General features: G+C 62.5%; 20 protein-coding genes. 7 read left to right on the top strand and 13 right to left on the bottom strand.

The annotated features are described in order from the left end of the window. Positions 1-162: 162 nt before the first annotated feature. From murB to J4E53_RS12655, 8 genes are all read right to left on the bottom strand, one after another. Positions 163-1,182, bottom strand: a complete 1,020-nt coding sequence (murB, locus tag J4E53_RS12690) for a UDP-N-acetylmuramate dehydrogenase (RefSeq protein WP_103307995.1) — start codon at positions 1,180-1,182, stop codon at positions 163-165. Beyond that, positions 1,179-1,643: a low molecular weight protein-tyrosine-phosphatase gene (locus J4E53_RS12685; RefSeq protein ID WP_060741219.1), complete on the bottom strand. Its 465-nt coding sequence runs from the start codon at positions 1,641-1,643 to the stop codon at positions 1,179-1,181. The genes murB and J4E53_RS12685 overlap by 4 nt, the downstream gene beginning before the upstream one ends. Continuing rightward, entirely contained in the window at positions 1,643-2,407 is a 765-nt protein-coding gene (gene kdsB, locus J4E53_RS12680; protein WP_103307996.1) for a 3-deoxy-manno-octulosonate cytidylyltransferase, read from the bottom strand. Before kdsB ends, J4E53_RS12685 begins: the two co-directional genes overlap by 1 nt. Further along, entirely contained in the window at positions 2,404-2,589 is a 186-nt protein-coding gene (locus tag J4E53_RS12675; RefSeq protein ID WP_003179363.1) for a Trm112 family protein, read from the bottom strand. Before J4E53_RS12675 ends, kdsB begins: the two co-directional genes overlap by 4 nt. Positions 2,590-2,612: 23 nt before the next feature. Further along, the gene (gene lpxK, locus J4E53_RS12670; RefSeq protein ID WP_103307997.1) at positions 2,613-3,623 is read right to left on the bottom strand and encodes a tetraacyldisaccharide 4'-kinase; all 1,011 of its coding nucleotides are present in this window, start codon (positions 3,621-3,623) and stop codon (positions 2,613-2,615) included. Then, positions 3,623-4,051, bottom strand: a complete 429-nt coding sequence (locus J4E53_RS12665; RefSeq protein WP_053123850.1) for a biopolymer transporter ExbD — start codon at positions 4,049-4,051, stop codon at positions 3,623-3,625. Before J4E53_RS12665 ends, lpxK begins: the two co-directional genes overlap by 1 nt. After that, entirely contained in the window at positions 4,048-4,683 is a 636-nt protein-coding gene (locus J4E53_RS12660) for a MotA/TolQ/ExbB proton channel family protein (protein WP_162491247.1), read from the bottom strand. Before J4E53_RS12660 ends, J4E53_RS12665 begins: the two co-directional genes overlap by 4 nt. 95 nt (positions 4,684-4,778) lie before the next feature. Further along, positions 4,779-7,025 carry a DNA internalization-related competence protein ComEC/Rec2 gene (locus J4E53_RS12655; RefSeq protein ID WP_103307998.1) on the bottom strand — a complete coding sequence of 749 codons (2,247 nt, stop codon included), beginning with the start codon at positions 7,023-7,025 and terminating at the stop codon, positions 4,779-4,781. 146 nt (positions 7,026-7,171) lie between these two features. Here J4E53_RS12655 and J4E53_RS12650 point away from each other — a divergent pair, with 146 nt between their 5' ends. Beyond that, a complete protein-coding gene (locus J4E53_RS12650; protein WP_046063671.1) occupies positions 7,172-7,687 on the top strand; it encodes a DUF2062 domain-containing protein in 516 nt (171 codons plus the stop codon). 92 nt (positions 7,688-7,779) lie between these two features. Here J4E53_RS12650 and J4E53_RS12645 read toward each other — a convergent pair whose 3' ends face one another. The 4 genes from J4E53_RS12645 to J4E53_RS12630 form a co-directional block, all read right to left on the bottom strand. Next, on the bottom strand, positions 7,780-8,559 hold the full coding sequence (locus J4E53_RS12645) for an ABC transporter permease (protein WP_177431672.1): 780 nt from the start codon (positions 8,557-8,559) through the stop codon (positions 7,780-7,782). Between the two features lie 2 nt (positions 8,560-8,561). Continuing rightward, positions 8,562-9,494, bottom strand: a complete 933-nt coding sequence (locus tag J4E53_RS12640) for an ABC transporter ATP-binding protein (protein WP_060741215.1) — start codon at positions 9,492-9,494, stop codon at positions 8,562-8,564. Between the two features lie 135 nt (positions 9,495-9,629). Continuing rightward, a complete protein-coding gene (locus J4E53_RS12635) occupies positions 9,630-10,253 on the bottom strand; it encodes a glutathione S-transferase family protein (RefSeq protein ID WP_060743154.1) in 624 nt (207 codons plus the stop codon). Positions 10,254-10,297: 44 nt separating this feature from the next. Continuing rightward, positions 10,298-10,957, bottom strand: a complete 660-nt coding sequence (locus J4E53_RS12630; RefSeq protein WP_103308000.1) for a transglutaminase family protein — start codon at positions 10,955-10,957, stop codon at positions 10,298-10,300. A gap of 382 nt (positions 10,958-11,339) precedes the next feature. Here J4E53_RS12630 and J4E53_RS12625 point away from each other — a divergent pair, with 382 nt between their 5' ends. Together J4E53_RS12625 and J4E53_RS12620 are read left to right on the top strand one after the other, a co-directional pair. After that, positions 11,340-13,787: an acyl-CoA dehydrogenase gene (locus tag J4E53_RS12625; RefSeq protein WP_060741213.1), complete on the top strand. Its 2,448-nt coding sequence runs from the start codon at positions 11,340-11,342 to the stop codon at positions 13,785-13,787. A 116-nt stretch (positions 13,788-13,903) separates the two neighbouring features. Continuing rightward, positions 13,904-14,311, top strand: a complete 408-nt coding sequence (locus tag J4E53_RS12620; protein ID WP_003204309.1) for a PA2817 family protein — start codon at positions 13,904-13,906, stop codon at positions 14,309-14,311. Positions 14,312-14,479: 168 nt separating this feature from the next. On the opposite strand, the gene J4E53_RS12615 is transcribed toward J4E53_RS12620, so the two are convergent. Then, positions 14,480-15,478, bottom strand: a complete 999-nt coding sequence (locus J4E53_RS12615) for a LysR family transcriptional regulator (RefSeq protein WP_060741212.1) — start codon at positions 15,476-15,478, stop codon at positions 14,480-14,482. Between the two features lie 90 nt (positions 15,479-15,568). Between J4E53_RS12615 and J4E53_RS12610 the strand changes: the two genes are divergently transcribed. The 4 genes from J4E53_RS12610 to J4E53_RS12595 all read left to right on the top strand — a co-directional run. After that, positions 15,569-16,195 (top strand): hypothetical protein, encoded by a 627-nt coding sequence (locus J4E53_RS12610; protein WP_060741211.1) that lies wholly within the window; start codon positions 15,569-15,571, stop codon positions 16,193-16,195. A gap of 704 nt (positions 16,196-16,899) precedes the next feature. Further along, on the top strand, positions 16,900-18,123 hold the full coding sequence (locus J4E53_RS12605) for a type II and III secretion system protein family protein (protein WP_060741210.1): 1,224 nt from the start codon (positions 16,900-16,902) through the stop codon (positions 18,121-18,123). Positions 18,124-18,179: 56 nt separating this feature from the next. After that, complete coding sequence (locus J4E53_RS12600; protein ID WP_103308001.1) at positions 18,180-18,893, top strand: tetratricopeptide repeat protein; 714 nt, start codon at positions 18,180-18,182, stop codon at positions 18,891-18,893. A 22-nt stretch (positions 18,894-18,915) separates the two neighbouring features. Beyond that, positions 18,916-19,164, top strand: a 249-nt coding sequence (locus J4E53_RS12595) for a DUF3613 domain-containing protein (RefSeq protein ID WP_207268148.1), incomplete at its 3' end; no start/stop codon positions are given.

Below are 19,164 nucleotides of genomic sequence, written 5' to 3'. Positions count from 1 at the left end.
CGTCTGCATCGGGCCTTTAGGATGCGATGGTCGCATCGTTAGCGAACTAAATTAACCCAGGATCACGCAAAACGCCCTGCACAATCCTGCACAAATGATCTGTGCGTGATTGTGGCAGGGCGTTGTTCAGTTGATCGCGAGCAAGCTTTGCTCCCACCGCGCTCAGTACCGATTGGGCTCCATTTCCAGCTCGACCTGGAAACGTTCGGCAATGTCTTTCTGGATGCGCAAGGCCAGGTCCAACAGTTGCGGGCCCGTGGCATCGCCGTAGTTGACCAGCACCAACGCCTGCAACTTATGCACCCCCGCATCCCCCTCGCGAAAACCCTTCCAGCCGGCCCGTTCGATCAGCCAGCCGGCGGCGATCTTCATCTGCCCTCCTGGCTGTGGATAAGCCACAAGATCAGGGTATTGCTGCTTGAGATACGCCACATGCGTGGCCGGCACCAGCGGGTTCTTGAAGAAGCTGCCGGCATTGCCCAGCATGGCCGGGTCGGGGAGTTTTTCGCTGCGGATGCTGCAAATGGCCCGGCTCACATCCGTGGGCGTCGGCTGATCGATGCCCTGCTCGGTCAATCGCTGGCGGACCGGGCCGTACTCCAGGTGCAAGTGTGCGGCGCGGCTGAGGGCAAAGCGCACCCGCAGGATCAACCAGCGGCCCGCTTGCTGTTTGAACAGGCTGTCGCGATAAGCAAACCGACAATCTTCAAGGGTGAAGTCCCTCAGCTCGCCGGTCTGGCGATCCAGGGCGGTGAGGCCGGCGAAGACATCCTTGATCTCCACACCGTAGGCGCCGATGTTTTGCATCGGTGCCGCGCCTACGGTGCCGGGAATCAGGCTGAGGTTTTCCAGGCCCGACCAGCCTTGTGCCAGCGTATGCTGGACGAAGGGATGCCAGGGTTCCCCGGCTTCGGCCTCGATCACCACCCGTTCGCCATCATCGCTGAGCAGGCGAATCCCCTGGCTGGCCATGCGCAGCACCAAGGCGTCGATGTCGCCAGTCAGCAACAGGTTGCTGCCGCCGCCGATCACCAGCAACGGCACGGCATGCTCGCTGGCATAGGCCAGCGCCTGGCGAACTTCGCCATCGTCGCGGGCTTCGGCGAACAACCGGGCGCTGACGTCCACGCCAAAACTGTTGAAGGGCTTGAGGCTGACGCCCGCCCGTACCTGCAAGGTCATAACCGCCCCTTCAATTCGATCACCAGGCGATCCGTGGCCCGCTCGATCAAGTCCAACACCTGCTCGAAGCCCTGCTCGCCGTCGTAGTACGGGTCCGGCACGTCATCGAGTTCGGCTTCGTAGCGCCGCAGGAACAGATCCAGCTCGGCCTTGCCATTGGCCGGTTGCAGGGCCTGGAGATTGCGCAGGTTGCTGCTGTCCATCGCCAGGATCAGGTCATAGGCGGCGAAATCGGCGCGCGTCACCTGTTGCGCGCGCTGGGCCGACAGGTCGTAGCCACGCTTCAAGGCCGCCGCCTGGCTGCGCTTGTCCGGGGCCTTGCCGACGTGCCAGTCACCGGTGCCGGCGGAAGCGACTTCCACCTGCCCGGCCAGCCCGGCCTCTCGCAACTTGTGGCGCAAGATGCCTTCGGCGGTGGGCGAGCGGCAGATATTGCCGAGGCAGACGAACAGGACCCGCATCAGGCCTCCAGCAGGCGACGAACGCGCTCGAGGTCTTCGGCGGTGTCGACACCGGTCGGCGGGGCGATCAGCGCATCGGCGACATGGATCCGCACGCCATGCCACAGCGCTCGCAGCTGTTCCAGGGCTTCAGTGTTTTCCAGCCAGCACGGGCCCCAGGCGACGAAGTCCTGGAGAAAGCCGGCGCGGTAGGCGTAGATGCCGATGTGACGACGATACGGCACGCCTTCCGGCATCACGTCGCGACCTTGGGCGAAGGCATCCCGCGCCCAGGGCAACGTCGCACGGCTGAAGGTCAACGCCAGGCCATTGAGGTCACTGACCACCTTGACCACGTTGGGATTGAACAGGGTCTGCACATCCTCGATCGGCTCGGCCAGGGTGGCCATGCGCGCTTCGGTGTGGGCAGCGAGGTTGGCGGCGACCTGATCGATCACGCTCGGCGGGATCAACGGCTCGTCACCTTGCACATTGACCACAATCGCGTCGGCGGCAAGGCCGAGCTTCGCCGCGACCTCCGCCAGGCGATCGGTACCGGAATTATGGTCTTCGCGCGTCAGCACGACCTCGGCGCCAAAGCCTTTGCAGGCCTCGACGATGCGCGCATCGTCAGTCGCCACCACCACGCGCTGGGCGCTGCTTTTACTGGCTTGCTCCCAGACGTGCTGGATCATCGGCTTGCCGGCGATCGACAGCAACGGCTTGCCGGGCAGGCGCGTCGAGGCGAAGCGCGACGGAATGACAACGGTAAAGGCGGTGGTCATTTATCCAGGCGCTCGTCGGTGGTCAGGGTGCGGGCTTCACTTTCGAGCATCACCGGGATGCCATCGCGAATCGGGTAGGCCAGGCCGGCGCCCTTGCTGATCAGTTCGGTCTTGTCGGCGCTGAGCTTGAGCGGACCTTTGCAGACCGGGCAGGCCAGAATATCGAGCAGTTTGGTGTCCATGGAATTCCCCTGGGTAAAAGGTGTTAAGGCAAGAGCCGATCCGGCAACAGGCGCATCAACTGCGTATCGAACCAGGCCGCGAAGGCCGGCGACGGCGCGGCGTCCACCGCCAGGTACCACCAGTCGGACGCGGCGAAGGCACGGCATTTGACCGCGTCTTTTTCCGTCATGACCACCGGCAGGGCTGGCGTGAAGTTCAAGGCCTGGGCGCTGTATTCGGCATGGTCGGCAAACCCGTGCGGTATTGGCCGCCAGTGTAGCGTTTCGAGGGTCTTGAAGAAACGCTGGGGGTTGCCGATGCCGGCCACGGCGTGCAGGGCCTGGCCGGGTGGGAAATGGTCGAGGGGACGGCGTTCACCACTGGCCAGGTTCACCAGTTCGGTGGGGCGCAATTGGAAGGCGAAGCCGTCTTCGCGGTCGGCACTGGCGCCGTTGTACAGCACGGCGTCGACCGATTGCAGGCGCTCGACCGGTTCGCGCAACGGCCCGGCGGGCAGGCAACGCCGGTTGCCCAGGCCCCGGGCGCTATCGATCAGCACCAGCTCGAGGTCCCGGGCCAGCCGATAATGCTGCATGCCGTCGTCGGACAGGATCAGGTCCAGCGGCTCGGCCTCCAGCAGCGCCTGGACCGCGCGACTGCGGTCGGGGTCGATCATCAACGGCACGCCCGTGCGCTGGACGATCAACAGCGGCTCGTCCCCCGCGACGTCGGCGCCCTGCTCGGCCGCGACCCGCCACGGCAGTTGCGGCGGCTTGGCGCCATAGCCCCGGCTGACCACCCCGACCCGCAAGCCACTGCGCTGGCAGTGCTGGATCAGCCACAGGATCAACGGCGTCTTGCCAGTGCCACCCACGGTGATATTGCCCACCACCACCAACGGCACGGGGGGCTGGTAGATCTGGCCTTCACCCGCCAGGAAACGCTCGCGCTTGCTCACCACCACCCGCCGGTACAACCACTCCAGCGGCCGTAGCAGGGCCAGGGCCGGGTGGCCTTGGTACCACGCGGCAAGCAATCGATCGGACATAGCCATCAGGGTGCGGGAGCCGCCTCGACCGTGGTCATGCGCAGATGGCTGAAACCGAGCTTGCCGGCCGCGTCCATGGCGGTGATCACCGATTGATGAGGGGTCTTGCCGTCAGCGCTGATGGACAGCGGCAGGTTGGTATCGCCGCCGGATTCTTTCTGCAGGGCCTCGATCAGGCTCGCCAGGTCGCTCTTGGGCAGCAACTGGTTATTCACCGAGAACGCCCCTTCGGCGCTGATGGTGACTTCCAGGTTCTTCAATTGCTGGTCTTCGGCCGGCGAGCCGCTGACGGCTTGCGGCAATTCAACCTTGAGCTGGGTTTCCCGGGTGAACGTGGTGGTCACGACGAAAAACAGCAGCAGGATGAACACCACGTCGATCAGCGACGCAAGGTTGATCTCGATGTTTTCCCGTGGCTTGCGGCGGAATTTCACTGCTTGCCCCCAGCCAGGTCCACGTCACGGTCACCCTGCACCACCTCGACCAGCTTGATGGCTTCCTGCTCCATGCCAACGACCAACTCGTCGACGCGCCGTTGCAGGAACCGATGGAAGAACACCGCCGGAATACCCACCATCAGGCCGGCGGCGGTGGTGATCAGGGCCTTGGAAATCCCCCCGGCCAGTACCGCGGCGTTAGTGGTCATGCCGGAGCCGGTAAACGCGCTGAAGATGTCGATCATGCCCAGCACCGTCCCTAGCAGGCCCAGCAGCGGGGACATGGCGGCGATGGTGCCCAAGGCGTTGATATAGCGCTCCAGCTCATGGATGACCCGGGCGGCGGCTTCCTCGATGCACTCTTTCATGATCTCGCGACCATGCTTGGAGTTCGCCAGGCCCGCGGCGAGGATTTCCCCCAGCGGCGAACTGGCCCGCAGCTCCTTGAGCTTGTCCTTGTTCAGTTGCTTGTCCTTGATCCAGACCCAGACCTGCCCGAGCAGATGCTCCGGGGTCACGCGGCTGGCCCGCAGGGTCCACAGGCGTTCGGCAACGATACCCAGTGCCGCGATGGAACTCAGAATGATCGGCAACATCATCCAGCCGCCGGATTTGACCAATTCCCACACAGTGACTGCCCCCTCGAAAAAGTGCGCCACTTTATCACACAGACTCGCCTTGCAGACCCGCCCCGCCGATAAGCGCATCAGCCGGTTGCGCTGGATCAATGTTGCCCCGGTGGCCCGACGGCGGGCGGGTCGCGCCAGTAACGTCGATGACCGGCCTCGGTGCGCGGCAACTCGAACGCGCCCAGTTGCAGACGAATGGCGCCCTGCTCGGCGCTGTCGTAGATCGCCAGGCCCGAGCGGCGATAGCGGGCCATCACTTGGGGATGGGGATGACCGAACGCGTTGCCCTGCCCTCGAGAGATCAACACCGAGTGCGGCTTGAGCCGCGACAACAACCCCATCGACGACGAACTGCGGCTGCCGTGATGAGGCGCGGCCAGCCACTGGATCGGTAGCGCCAGGGCCTCGTCGAGCAAGGCGCGCTCGGCAGGGGTGTCGATATCGCCGGTCAACAGCAGGCGTTCACCGCCGGCCTCCACCAACAGGACGCAGGACTTCTGGTTGCTTTCGACAGCAGATGCCCAGCGCCACAGCTCGAACCCGACGCCATCCCATTCCCAGCGCCTGCCGCTGTCGCAAGGCCCGGCTTGCAGTTCATCGGGCAGCACGTCGGGATCGCCACTGATGACTTCCATCGTCGGCAGCCCATTGCGCACCGCTTGGGCGCCGCCGGCATGATCGGCGTCGGCATGGCTGAGGAGCATCAGGTCCAAGCCGTGCACACCGAGCTTGCGCAAGGTCGGCAGTACGACGCGTTCGCCGGCATCGGCCTCGCCAAAGCGCGGCCCCGCGTCGTAAAGCAGGCTGTGATGCCGGGTGCGTACCAGCACCGCCAGCCCTTGGCCCACGTCCAGTTGCCAGACCTCGGCGTGCCCTTGCGGCAGGTGTTCTCGCGGGGGAAACACCATCAGCAGCACCATCGGCCACCCCAGCACACGCAGCGGCACGCCGTTGGGCAACAGCAGCAAAAATGCCCCTGAAGCGGCGATGCCCAAGGCCCACGGCGGGACCGCAACGGGGACCCAGGCGGGTATTCGTCCGGCAATCAACCCCAGCCCTTTGAACAACAGATCAAGCAACCCACCGGCGATCCACAGCAGGCCTTCACCGATGAGCGGCACCGGCAACAATGCCGTGCCGAGCAGCGCTGGCGGCAGGACCAGCAGGCTGATCCAGGGCACCGCGAGCAAGTTCACCAGCGGCCCGCTGAGGCTGACCGGCAAGCCCACGATCAACAGCAACGGACACAGGCCGACCGCAACCAGCCACTGGGCACGGGTCCAGGTTTGCCACCAGCGCCAGGGCCCCAGGCGAGCGCCAAAGGTGAACATCAGGATGGCCACGGCCGCAAACGACAACCAGAACCCTGGCCGCAGGCTGGCAAGCGGGTCGAACACCAGCACCCCGGTGAACGCCAGCAGCCATGCCCACCACGGATCCGGCTGTTTGAAACGCAAGCGCCACAGCAGCACCAGGCCAATCATCGCGCAGGCCCGTCGTACCGGCACCTCGAAGCCGGCGAGCAAGCCGTAGCCCAGGGCGGCGCAAAAGGCCAGCGCACAGGCCCAGGGCAACCACGCCAGCCCTGCCGGCCACAGGCCATAACGCGCCGCGCCGGCCACCAACAGGTACACCAGGCCGGCCAGCAGGCCGATGTGTTGCCCGGAGATCACCAGCAAATGAACGGTGCCGGTGTCTTGCAAAACCTGCCAGTCCTCGCGACTCAGCCCGCCGCCGTCGCCCAGGACCAATGCCGCCAGCGCGCCGGAGCGGCCATGGGCGTCGACCTGTGCCAGCGCCTGGCGCACCTCGTCACGCCAGGCACCCCGGGCCGCTTGCAGGAGCCGCCCGTCCTTGACGGTACCGGTCGCGCCAACGCCGCGGCTCAACAACCAGGCGGCATAGTCGAAGCCGTGTGGATTCAACAACCCGGCGGGGCGCTTGAGCTTCACCACCAATCGCCATCGTTCGCCACTGTTGATGGGCGGCCCCCCGAACCAGGCGAGGCGCATCGTTGTCGGTAAGCGGGTACGACGCGAATGGGCATCGGCCAGTTCGAAGCGCACCACGCCGTCGCCCTGTTGCGGCAAACCGACAACGCGCCCTTCGACCCAGCGGGTTTCACCGTCCAGGGCGGCGGGTAATCGATTGTCCAGCGCCCACTGGGCCGACAGGCTGGCCCAAGCCAGCCCGAACAGGAAAAAACCCAACGGGTAGGTTCGAAACGGCAACACCATCAGCCCCAGCACCGGCATGGCTGCAACCAGCCACAACGGCGGCAGTGCCGGTAAACAAATCGGGGCCAACAACCCCAATGCAAGCGCGACTAACCCTGTGCGCATAACCCGTCCTTTAGAGTGCCCCTCTTCAGGCATAGACGCTCAGCGGCACCCCCGGCGTTATCAATTGTCACAAAGTCTGAATCTGTCAGCCGTAGAATCCAGACATACTTGCGGCCTTTACTGCGTTGAACCGACCGAGAAGCCTTATGCCCCGGCGCCTATTCAAACGTTACATGCCTGACCCAGAGAGCATTCGGGAACATAAGTCCTTACGTTTTCTCGGCACCCTGCTGCATGACCCCAACCTTTGGCACCTCAATCGGCACTCCGTGGCCCGGGCGATGGCTGTTGGCCTGTTTGCCGCATTCCTGCCAATCCCGTTGCAGATGTTGCTGGCCGCCGCGCTGGCCGTCACGGTGCGCGGCAATATGCCGATTGCGGTGAGCCTGGTCTGGCTGACCAATCCGATCACCATGCCTGCGGTGTTTTTCTGCACCTACCAGACCGGTGCCTGGCTGATGGATGTGCCTGCCCGGACACTGCCCGAAGAACTGACCTGGGAATGGATCAGCGGCCAATTGTCCACCTTGTGGCAGCCATTCCTGCTGGGCTCGGTGGTGACCGGCCTGGTGCTCGGCGCCCTGGCCTACTTCGTCACCATGAGTTACTGGCGCTGGTGGGTGGCCAGACAGTGGCGGCGGCGCAAGAAAAGCCGGATGTGAGATGCAAAAAAGGCCTCCTGGGAATGGAGGCCTTTTTTGTGGTGTTTCGCTGACGCCATCGCGAGCAAGCTCGCTTCCACAGGGGGCAGGGGTCAGGTGCGCATGCCGCGCCCGCTGACCAGCAACCGCGCGCAGCCGATGTAGAGCACCACGGTTGCCACCAGCATGAAGGTGATGGCGATGCTGATCTTGATGTCCGACACCCCGAGGATGCCGTAGCGGAACGCGTTGACCATGTGCAGCACCGGGTTGGCCAGGGATACGGTCTGCCAGAACGGCGGCAACAGGGAGATCGAGTAGAACACCCCGCCCAGGTAAGTCAGCGGCGTGAGCACGAACGTCGGGATAATCGAGATGTCATCGAAGTTGCGCGCAAACACGGCATTGATGAAACCCAGCAGCGAAAAGATCGTGGCCGTGAGCACCACCACCAAGACCGTCACCCCCAGGTGATGCACCTGCAGATCGGTGAAGAACAACGACAGCAGGGTCACGATCAGGCCCACCGCCAGGCCGCGCAGGACACCGCCCAAGGTGTAGCCGATGAGGATCGTATGGGGCGACACCGGCGAGACCATCAGCTCTTCGATCGAGCGCTGGAACTTGCTGCCGAAGAAACTCGACACCACGTTGCCGTAGGAGTTGGTGATCACCGACATCATGATCAGCCCCGGCACGATGTAGTCCATGTACGTGAAGCCACCCATGTCGCCGATCTGCCGGCCGATCAGGTTACCGAAGATCACGAAGTACAAGACCATGGTGATGGCCGGCGGCAGCAGCGTCTGCGGCCAGATCCGCGTGAAACGCCGGACTTCACGGTAAACGATGGTATTGAGGGCGATGAGGTTGGGGCGCAGTTCGGAACCCATGCTCATACCGCCACCTTCGCCAGATTCTTCTCCACCAGGGACACGAACAACTCCTCGAGGCGATTGGTTTTGTTGCGCAGGCTCAGCACTTCAATGTTTTGCAGGGCCAGTTGGGTGAACAGCCCGGTGATGCCCACGGCTTTGTCCACCTGCACTTCCAGGGTATGGCTGTCCACCAGGCGGGCCGGATAGCCGACGAGCTGGGGCGCGGTCTTCAGGTCGTGTTTCAGGTCCAGCAGGAAGGTTTCCACATGCAGTTGGCTGAGCAACTGGCGCATGCTGGTGTTCTCGACAATGGTGCCGTGGTCGATGATGCCGATGTTGCGGCACAACTGCTCAGCCTCTTCCAGGTAATGGGTGGTGAGGATGATGGTGATGCCTTTCTGGTTCAGCTCGGTCAGGAAGCTCCACATCGAGCGACGCAGCTCGATGTCCACGCCAGCGGTCGGTTCGTCGAGGATCAGCAGGCGCGGCTCATGCACCAGTGCGCGGGCGATCATCAGGCGACGCTTCATGCCGCCGGACAGTGAACGGGACGGCACGTCACGCTTGTCCCACAGGCCCAATTGGGTCAGGTACTGCTCGGCGCGCTCGTTGGCGATCTTTGGCGGGATGCCGTAATAACCGGCCTGGGTCACGACGATGTCGAAGGTCTTTTCGAACTGGTTGAAGTTGAATTCCTGGGGCACCACGCCGATGCAGCGCTTGAGGGCTGCGGGCTCGCGGTCCAGGTCATGACCGAACACGTTCACCGTGCCGCTGGTCTTGTTCACCAGGGTGGAAAGAATGCCGATGGTGGTGGATTTGCCGGCACCGTTAGGGCCGAGCAAGGCGAAGAAATCACCTTCGGCGACGTCCAGATCGATACCACTCAAGGCCTGGAAACCGTTGCCGTAGGTTTTGGTTAGCTGCCGGATGGACAGAGCGGAACTCATATCGGATTACGCACCAAGAAGGGAGGGAAGAAAAGAATAGATAAGGGCGGGCGGCGAGCAATGCAACACGGCGCACCAAGGCAATGGTGCTTGGCGTCGCCGCACAAGTACAGTCAAGTGTGTTGATAGTAGGTATTAAGTCAACGCGGTCATGACGGCTTTGCGGTAGGCCGGGCGCTGCTGCAACCGCGCGTACCAGGCCTGTACGGCAGGCCGCTCGGCGCGCTGGATGGGCATCTCGAACCAGGCATAAATGAAACTGCCCAGGGGAATGTCGCCCATGCCGATTTCATCACCCGACAGGTAAAGCTGTTCACTCAAGGTGCGCTCGACCATGGCCAGCAAATCGTCGCACTCCTTGATCGCCGCATGGATGGCCGTCCAATCCTGTTGTTCGGCCGGGGTGCGCAAGACGCCCCAGAACACCGTGCGAAACGGTGCGGCAAAGCTGGACGTGGTCCAGTCCATCCATTTTTCAGCCTGGGCCCGGGCCTGTACGTCAGCAGGATACCAGGCCGAACCCGACGCATGACGGGCCGCCAGGTAACGCACGATGGTGTTGGATTCCCAGAGCACGAAGCCGTCGTCCTCGATCATCGGCACGCGGCCGTTGGGGTTTTTCGCGCGGTACTCGGGCGTGTCCACCACACCGAACGCCCCGCCCGCATCGATGGCCTCGTAGGCCAGCCCCAACTCCTCCGCGCACCATAATGCCTTGCGCACATTCGATGAATTTTTCCGGCCCCATATCTTCAGCATCACGGCGTCCTCGATGGATAAATGCCGCAGCAGCATACGCCGGATCAGGCGCGACTCAAATCGCCCTGCATGTCGCCGAGCAGGCGCGGCACCTGTTCGCCGAACAGGTGCGGGTAGCACTTCTCCAGGTGTTCGAAGAAGAATGCCTCGGGCACGTCGGCGAACTGGCCATGGTCGGTGATGTACTCCATCAGCTTCGCTCCTTGCCGATTGAACGGGTGGAAGACGCTATCGTGGCGACCGTCGAATTCAAGCGGGGCCACGTCGAACAACGCGCACAAGCCCTGGTTGAAAGCCGGCGTGGCCTTGACCCAGCGGTCGTTCAGGTACAGCTCGGTATAACCGTGCATGGCGAACACGTCGCTTCTGAGCAGTTCCAGCAGACGCGGGGTGGACAGGTGGTTGCGCACATCCGCCAGGCCGATCCGCGCCGGGATGCCGCAATGCCGGGCGCAACCGGCCAGCAAGGTGGCCTTGGGTACGCAATAGCTTTCACTCGCAGCCAGCGCGTAACTGCCGCGCAAGGTTGCCGGGTCGCGACTGAAGGTATAGGGGTTGTAGCGCACCGCCTCACGCACAGCGTAATACAGGCTGACCGCCTGGGCCCGCGGGTCGCGCTCGGTGCCGCGGTGGTTTTCGGCGAAGTCGATGACCGCGGGGTGATCGCTGTCGATGAAGCGGCCGGGGTTCAGGTATTGCTGCATAGGGAAGGCCTCTGGAAAAACATCACCCCCGCGTAGGAGCTGTCGAGTGCAACGAGGCTGCGATCTTGTCCCAGACAGTTGAATCGCAAGCGAAAGATCAAGATCAAGATAAAGATCAAAAGATCGCAGCCTTCGGCAGCTCCTACGGAGGGCTTGCCTCGAGTTTATCCACAGCCCCGGCCCAGGGATAACGGCATTCCGGCCAAACAATGGCGTTTTCTCACCTTGTTAACGAACGATTTCCCGCGGCTGTTGCCAACCAGACTGGCGCAATGCAACCAGGGTTTCCCAGGAATTCAATCACATCGCGCCGACTGCCGGTTTTGCAGATGCCGTCTAAGCTCTGAAAGTCGGTTTTGCCTTGGTTCACGGAGGATTACATATGCTGTTGTTGTGGATACTGGTCCTGGTTGTCGGGATCGCCTGGCTGGCGCATCGACGCACCGCACCGCTGCCCGCGCTGGGTATCGTCGCGGTCTACCTGTTGGCCATGGGCATTTTCAGCCACGCGCCCGGCTGGCTGATGCTGATCCTCTGGGTGGTGCTCGCGGCTGTCGCGGCCCCGCTGCTGCTACCGGACCTGCGCCGCAAATATTTCAGCGCGCCGATGTTCGACTGGTTCCAGAAAACCCTGCCGCCCATGTCCGAGACCGAGCGCGACGCCATCGATGCCGGCACGGTGTGGTGGGATGGCGAACTGTTCAGCGGCCGCCCGGACTGGGACGTGCTGCTGGCCTACCCCAAGGTGCAACTGACCGAGGAAGAGCAAGCGTTCCTCGACGGCCCTACCGAGGCCCTCTGCGCGATGGTCAGCGACTGGCAGATCGGTCAGGCCATGGACCTGCCCCCTGAAGCCTGGGCCCATATCAAGGAGCACGGGTTCTTCGCGCTGATCATTCCCAAGGAATATGGCGGCAAGGGCTTCTCCGCCTATGCCCATTCCCAGGTCGCGATGAAACTGGCCACGCGCAGCGGCGACCTGGCCTCCACCGTGATGGTCCCCAACTCCCTCGGCCCGGCCGAACTGCTGCTGCACTACGGCACCGACGAGCAACGCGACCATTACCTGCCGCGACTGGCCCGCGGCGACGATATCCCCTGCTTCGCCCTGACCGGGCCGCTGGCCGGCTCCGACGCCGGGGCGATGCCCGACACCGGCATCATCTGCAAGGGTGAATGGGAGGGCCAGGAGACCCTCGGCCTGCGCCTGAACTGGGAAAAACGCTACATCACCCTCGGCCCGGTGGCCACGCTCCTGGGCCTGGCCTTCAAGGCGTATGACCCCGACCACCTGCTGGGTGACGAAGAAGACCTGGGCATCAGCCTCGCCTTGATTCCCACCGACACCCCAGGCGTGCATATCGGCCGCCGTCACCTGCCCCTGGGCGCCGCATTCATGAACGGACCGAACTGGGGCAAGGACGTGTTCATCCCGCTGGACTTCCTCATCGGCGGTCAGGCCATGCTCGGCAAGGGCTGGATGATGCTGATGAACTGCCTGTCGGTCGGGCGCTCGATTTCCCTGCCCGCGGTGGGCACCGGCGCTGCGAAGTTCACCAGCCTGGTGACGGGCCAGTACGCCCAGGTCCGCGAACAATTCAACGTACCGTTGTCGGCGTTCGAAGGTATCCAGGAGGCCATGGCGCGCATCGGCGGCAACGCCTGGTTGATGGATGCGGCACGCATGCTGACCGCCAACGCCGTGGACCTGGGGGAAAAACCTTCGGTGCTGTCGGCCATTCTCAAGTACCACCTGACCGAACGTGGTCGCGAGTGCATCAGCCACGCCATGGACGTACATGGCGGCAAGGGCATCATCATGGGCCCGAACAATTACCTGGGGCGCAGTTGGCAAGGTGCGCCAATCTTCATCACGGTCGAAGGCGCGAACATTCTGTCGCGCAACCTGATGATCTTCGGCCAGGGCGCCATTCGCTGCCATCCGTTCGTCCTCAAGGAAATGGCCCTGGCAACCCGTGAAGACAAGGACCAGGCGCTGGTCGAGTTCGATGCCTTGCTGCTCAAGCACATCGGTTTCGCCGTCAGCAACGCCGCCAGCACCCTGGTGCTCAACCTGGGCCTGGGGCATTTCGAGAGGGCCCCCGGCAATGCCTTGAGCCAGGGGTATTTCCGCGCCCTCAACCGGCAGGCCGCGGCATTCGCGCTGCTGGCGGATTTGAGCATGATGCTGCTGGGCGGAGAGCTCAAACGCCGCGAACGCTTGTCGGCCCGCCTGGGTGACGTCTTGAGCAACCTGTACCTGGCGTCCGCCGCGCTCAAGCGTTATCACGACCTGGATTCGCCGGACCACATGACGCCGCTGTTCACCTGGGCCATGGAAGAAAGCCTCGGCCAGTCGGAACGTGCGCTGGATGAACTGCTGAGCAACTTCCCGAACCGGGTACTGGGTTGCCTGTTGCGCCTGGTGGTGTTCCCCTTCGGTCGGCGTCACAAGGGCCCGAGCGACAGGCTCGACGCCGAGGTGGCCGCGGTCATCGGCCGGCCCAAGGGTGATCCGACTCTCGAAGAGTTGCTGCAGGGTTGCTATCGCCCGCAATCGACCGACGATCCGGTGGGCGCCCTGCAACACGCCGCCGACCTGCTGGCGGCCGCCCATCCGCTGCACAAGAAACTGCACGGTGCGCTCAAGCAGGGTCAGCTCAACCCGGCGCCTGGCGAACCCCTCATCGATGCGGCCCTGGAGGCCGGCGTGCTGCAAGCCGGTGAAGCGCAGGCCTTGCGCGCAGCCGAGGCGGCGCGGCGCAAAGTCATCGACGTGGATGATTTCGACAAGGCCGAACTGACGCTGGCGCCAGACAAGGTCCGTTGATACTGACGGCCAGGTACGCCGTCACCTGTAGCTCTTCACCTACAGCTCTTCATCTATAAAAGCGGGCGCAAGGGCTTTATACTCCTGCGCCCGTTTTGCTCTTGAGGACTTATCTCGTGTCCAATGTCGTTGCCGATCACCTTGTCTTGCTTGACCACTTGCGCAGCATCCTGGTCGCCGTGGGTGAGGCCGAACAGGTGCCCGAAGAAAGCCACGCCTTGTTCCTGGAGCGCTTCGACGAGTTGCGCGCGCAGTTGCCCGTCGACCCAATCGAAAGCCAGTACCTGGGCCAGGACCTCCTGTGCCAAGTGATCGTGCGTTACCCACAGATCGCCCACCTGGTGCCTCGCGACCTGCTCTGGTACTTCGCCGGTGACTGCCTGCACTACATGCCTGACGAAGAAATCGCCCTGTACCAGGCCCTGGAAGAACGTCGTTTCGAAGCCGAGCAAAACGACGAGCCTTTCGACTGGAACCAGGAAAAGCAATTGCTGGCGATGTCGGACCAGGACAGCAAGCACTGATTGCGATCCCTCCTGAAAAAGGCCCGCACGGTTAAACCGGCGGGCCTTTTTTTGGCCTTGCCCAAATGTGTTGCCTGGACCGGCCTCATCGCGAGCACGCTCGCTCCCACAGAAAGTCATGATCAACCGCAGCCAGTGTGGGAGCGAGCTTGCTCGCGATGAGGCCCGTCAGAACAACCCGTCACTTTCCGGCAACTCATAGTGCGCCGCGACCTTGCTGGAACGCCCTCCTCCCGCCACCTTGTTCAAGGTCGGCTCCTTCGCCAGGCACTCCACCAGATAATCAATGAACACCCGCAGCTTCGGCGGCAGGTAGCGGGTCGGCGAATGCAGCAACCACAAGCCACCGTGGTACGAAGCGAGGAACGTCCAGTCGGCCAATACCTGCACGATCAACCCCTGTTCCAAGGCGTGACGGGCGGTGAAATACGGCAGGCTACCGATGCCGATGTGCTGCAAGACCGCCCCCAACCGTACCCCCGTGTGATTGGCCGCATAGCGTCCGCGCACGCCTACGGTGACCGACTTGCTGCCTTTCTTGAATTTCCAACGCGCGTCATTGGGCGTTTCGCCCAAGTAAATGCAACTGTGCTCCAGCAAATCGTGGGGATGCGTGGGAACACCGTGTTCCGCCAGGTATTGCGGCGTGGCACAAAGCAGGTGGTCAATGGTCAGCAACTGGCGCCCCACCAGCCCGGCTGATGGTTGATCGGTAATCCGGATAGCCAGGTCCACGTGATCATCGATCAGGTCGACCGGCCGATCCTCCAGGAACAACTCCACATCGACCTTCGGATAACGGCGCAAAAATTCAGGCATGTGTGGATGAATCACGAAACGCCCCACTGCCTTGGGCACGCTGACGCGGATGCGCCCTTCCGCTTCCTGGGTGAACTGGCCGCTGATCTCCATCACTGACCGAGCGGCGGCGACCATCTCCTGGCAGCGCTTGAACACCTCTTCCCCGCCATCGCTCAAACGCAACTTGCGGGTGGTGCGCTGCAGCAATCGGGTCGCCAGGGCTTTCTCCAGGCGAGAAATGCTGCGGCTGATGGCCGACGGCGATGAGCCTGACTGGCGGGCCGCTTCGGAAAAGCTGCCGGTCTCCACGACCTTGACGAAGACCGCCATTTCGGCGAGCAACGGCAACGGTAGATTTGTGCTCATGACGCAACAGTCCTTTGAAATTTGAACGGATTATCACCCTTTTACACGCTACCTATAATCCCGTCACAATTTCTGATGTGGGTATGGACCATGACGCTTCGCCTTTTTTTCCATAGCGATGACCTCAAGGCCAACGTGGAAGTCCTGGACTGCAGCCCCCAGGAAAACGAATTCGCCGTGGTGCTGCGCGCCACCCTGTTCCACCCCCAGGGCGGTGGGCAGCCCTGCGACACCGGATGGATCGACGACGGCCAAGTACTGCGCGTCGTTCAGGACGGGCAACAGATCATTCATTACGTCGACCGCCCAGTAGCCCCGGGCATGGCCACGATCCGCGTGGATGAGCAGCGGCGGCGGCTGAATTCACGCCTGCACTCGGCCGGGCACCTGATCGGCCATTTTGCCGAAAGCCGTGGCTGGAAACCGATCAAGGCCCACCACTGGCCCGGCGAAAGCCGTGTGCAATTCCAGCCAGGGGAAAATCCTCAGGAGCTGGACAGATCAATCATCCAGCAAGGCATCGATGAGTGGATTGCCGAGGATTTGCCTCGCCTGATCGCATTGCGCGAAGGCACGCGAGAAGTCGGTTTCGGTGAGCTGTGCGCCTATGGCTGCGGCGGCACTCACGTACGGTGCCTGCAGGAACTGGGAACAGTCACCATCGCCTCGCTTTCACAAAAGAAAGGCACCTTGTCGGTTCACTACCACGTGGACTGATACCCGCCGTGGCCAGCAGCCTGGCCCGCGGCTCTCAGGCCTACTCGATCCAGACGGATCGGCCCCCGGTCCTTGGCGTCGAGTACCTCGATCAGCGGCGCGTTCTGCTTCCCAGGTAACCCTTCATGTTTCTCCACAACCCACCACGGGAAAGGTCTGCTCCACGAGCCAGACCAGCCTGAGGCACTGCTGATAGCGCTTGCAGGAGAGCACCAGCGCTAAGCCGTAAAAAATATACACCACGGGGTGATCCTGATTTTTTCGTCGCAAGGCGGCCCTGTTTCTCATGTAAATCTGTCACGCAAAAAACACGCAAAAGACAAATTATTGACGGCCACTTGATCACCAATTTTCCTTCCGTCACTTTTTAGTCGTTTTTTTTGTTTGAGGCGTGGCGCTTTGCCATGCTTGAACTACCTTCAAAAAGAAGCGAGAACAAGGCAGGGTCAAATCACCCTTCAGACGACCTGATTGACATCGGTCTCCTTGCTCGAAAACCCGGATATTCCGGTTCCCATAAAGCTTTTTCGTAAGCTGCCTGCCGTTCGGTCAGGCCGGTGTAATGCGCCCGTTTGCTTGTAGCAATGAGGCCTGTGCCCGGACCGCTGAAGGGTTGGATGAAATAGAAGGGGCAGCCCGGGCCTCTCAAGTGATCCGTGGCACTGGTTAAGCCTAAGGATGGCCTCTCTATCGAGGATCACTTCATGACCCAGCGCACCGCCCCCGTTTTAAAACATTTCATTCATGGCCTGTTCTGGATGGGCCTTGGCCTGGATGCGGCTCAGGCCGCTGCGGCAAATTGTTCGCAACTGGACAATCTGCCGGCGACCTTCGAGGTCGGCCAAGGGCTCCAGAGCGAACTGCGTATCCTCGCACCCGTGACGAAATTGGCTGTCGGCGACCCGAAAATTGCCGATGTGCAACCCAGTGGCAGCGATGCCTTCATCCTCACGGGCCTGGCGCCCGGCGCCACCAGCCTGATGGTCTGGACCGACTGTTCGAAAATACCGCGCCAGAGCATGGTCTTTGTCAAAGGCCGGGCCACTGAGGCGCTGACGGGCGCTGCGAGCATGCCTTCCGAAGACCCGATGCTGCTCGCCCAGGTACAGACCGACATCCGTTTCGTTGAAGTCAGCCGGACCAAGCTCAAGGAAGCCTCAACGTCGATTTTCGGCAGCCGTGGCAATTTCCTGTTCGGCTCGCCGAGGACCTTGCCCACCATCGGCGGCGTTGTCCGGCCTTCATTGCCGGTCAATAACGACATGTTCAACCTGTCTTTCGCCACCGGTAAGACCCTGTTGATGATCAACGCCCTGGAAGGCAGCGGTTTTGCCTATACCCTGGCGCGGCCGAGCCTGGTGGCCCTCAGCGGGCAAAGCGCGAGTTTCCTGGCCGGCGGCGAAGTGCCGATTCCGGTACCCAGTGCCGGCAGCGACAATGTGTCCATCGAGTACAAGGAATTCGGTATACGCCTGACCCTGACCCCCACCGTCATTGGCAAGAATCGCATCGCCTTGAAGGTGGCACCGGAAGTCAGTGAGCTGGACTTCACCAACGCGGTGAACATCGCCGGGACATTGGTGCCCGCACTCACCGTGCGCCGTACCGATACCAGCATCGCCCTGGCCGATGGCGAAAGTTTCGTCATCAGCGGCCTGATCAGCACCCGCAACAGCGCCCAGGTGAACAAGTTTCCAGGGCTTGGCGACGTGCCGATTCTCGGTGCGTTCTTTCGTGACAACTCCATCAACCGCGAAGAGCGCGAACTGCTGATGATCGTCACGCCGCACCTGGTCCAACCGTTGGCGGCCGACGCGCAACTGCCGACCTTGCCGGGTGAGCAACTGCGCAATTACGACCCGAATTTCTACCGTATGTACTTCCTCGAACATGGCGAGTTCGACAACCGCAGCGGGCTTTCCCAATGAGCCGGCGCCTGGTGTGCAACGCGTGCGACCTCCAACGGTTCGCCAAGGGGTATTCCATGAAAACAGTGATCGCATTAGCGGCGTCCTTGATGCTTGCCGGTTGTGCCAGCAGCGGCGTGGTGGCTTCACGCACAGCCGATTGCGCCAAGCCCGGAGCCGACCAGGAACTGGCCTTGAACATGGCGGAAGACATGGCCAACGAGGGCCGTCTATACGCCAGTCTGGCGAACCTCGAACGCTTGCCCGAAGACTTGGTCCAGGTCCGCCTGCGCAAGGCTCGGGTACTGCGCCTGATGGGCCGCAACGAGGCCGAACCGTTGTACAAAAGCCTGCTGGGGACATGCCTGGCCGCTGACGGTGAGCATGGCCTGGGTCAATTGGCGGCCGCCAGGAATGACAATTCGGCCGCGACGCAATACCTCGAACGCGCCGCGAAGATGGCCCCGACCGAAGGCAAGATCCGCAATGACCTGGGGGTTGTCTACCTCAATCAGCGACGCATTTCAGAAGCCCGCTTCGAGTTCATGACCGCCATGGAGCTCCAGCAGTCCGACACGCTGGCCGCGCTCAACATGGTGACCCTGCTGATTTACCAGGACAACTGGAAGCAGGCCGCCGAGCTCGCGAACATGGCCAAGCTCAGCCCCCAGCAAGTGGCAGATGCCCAAGCCCGCGCGGAAAAAATCAGGGGTTCGGCCACTCAGGCAGCGACGTCACCCGCCAACCACCTGGCCGAGGTCGTCGATGCTTCAACCGGCGCGGTCAAGTAGAGCGTTACGAGGAGTTCAAGAAATGATGACCAAACAATTGATGATCGTGTGCATGGTGAGCCTGTCCACCGCCGCCTGGGCCATTGAGCCAGGCCCCTCCTCGGCCGCACAGCAAGGCACCGAGAGCTGGATGCAACTGCAGATTCGCGGCGTGGTGGCCTCCACCAACCTGCAAACCGCCTCGGCCGCCGAACGCGAGATGGCCATGCAGCGTTGGCTCAACAGCTTCAACTACCCGATCCCGGAGTTCTTTGACCAGGACTCGGGTGGA

The sequence above is a fragment of the Pseudomonas sp. FW305-28 genome (assembly GCF_017351395.1).
Taxonomy (GTDB): domain Bacteria; phylum Pseudomonadota; class Gammaproteobacteria; order Pseudomonadales; family Pseudomonadaceae; genus Aquipseudomonas; species Aquipseudomonas fluorescens_AA.
Note: the sequence above shows the minus strand (reverse complement) of the source record. Positions and strands in the feature narration are given on the sequence as shown.